This window comes from Massilia sp. SYSU DXS3249, assembly GCF_053668055.1.
Map to the genome: position 1 here is coordinate 1 of NZ_JBSIPX010000048.1, position 998 is coordinate 998.

General features: G+C 59.9%; 1 protein-coding gene. It reads right to left on the bottom strand.

Features of this window, described 5'->3' with window-relative positions:
- The coding region (locus tag ACWCIA_RS22885; RefSeq protein WP_454166786.1) for an IS110 family transposase at positions 1 to 823 on the bottom strand (823 nt) is incomplete at its 3' end.
- Positions 824 to 998: the final 175 nt, after the last annotated feature.

Genomic DNA, 998 nt, shown 5'->3' on the forward strand with positions numbered 1-998 from the left:
TGCACTGTCGTGCCGTTACCGCTGGCATGTAGAGCAGTTTGCGCAAGTGCGCAGGCCCTGCCTTTGACATGCGCGGGCGTCCATGCACCGACGATCCCGATTCCCACTGGACCGGCACCAGCCCCAGGTAGGCTGCCACCTGCTCGGCTCGTTCGAATGATTTTGCAGCAAATAGTGCAGTCATGTTCGTCGATACCCGCTCGCCCACGCCAGGGATGGTTTCCAGCAGTTCCTTTTTACTGCGCAGGTCCGGGTCGCTGTCGATATGGTCGTTGATCATCTTCTCGAATCGCTTCAGTTCGCTCTCGAGGAAGGCAATCGTTTGAGTGATCGACGCTTTGACTTCGCCAGGGGTTTGGGCAAAGTCGGCCGCTTCCTGTCGGTTGCGCTCACGCTGCAGGTCGTCAGCCACCGCATCGCGGCGTGTCAGTAGCGCCTTGAGCGTACGGGCCGAGCGCGATGGCGGTTGCCATGGTTCGGGCTGTTGGAGCTGGCCGAAGCGTGCCAGGACCGCGCTGTCGGCCTTGTCGGTCTTCGTTTTCACCCCCAATCCTTGGGCGAACTGGCGTAGCTGGGCTGGGTTTACCAGCGACAGCGTGAGCCCGGCATCGGTCAGCGCCAACGCAGCCGGCTCGTGATAGACCCCGGTCGGCTCCATGATCACATAAGGTGCGGGCGCCCCCTGCTTGACCAGCCACTCAAGCAGCTGGGTAAATCCGGCACGCGTGTTAGGGACAACCTTCGCTTTGCGTTTGCCGCTCGTGCCGTCGAGCAGCATGCAGTCCAGTTTTGCTTTGGCAACGTCAACGCCCAGGTAGAACATGTCTTCTCCTCTGTCTTGATCATCATGCCCACGCTTCACTCACCTTGTACATGCAGGGTCCAGGCCCTTGGATACCGTCCAGTGTTTTCAGTAGTGTGGGGTGAGGCGAAGGCTTTATCTACGCAGCAAGGTCAGTGCCTTCAGGGTGGAGTCAAGCTCGTCTTCGCCTCGATTG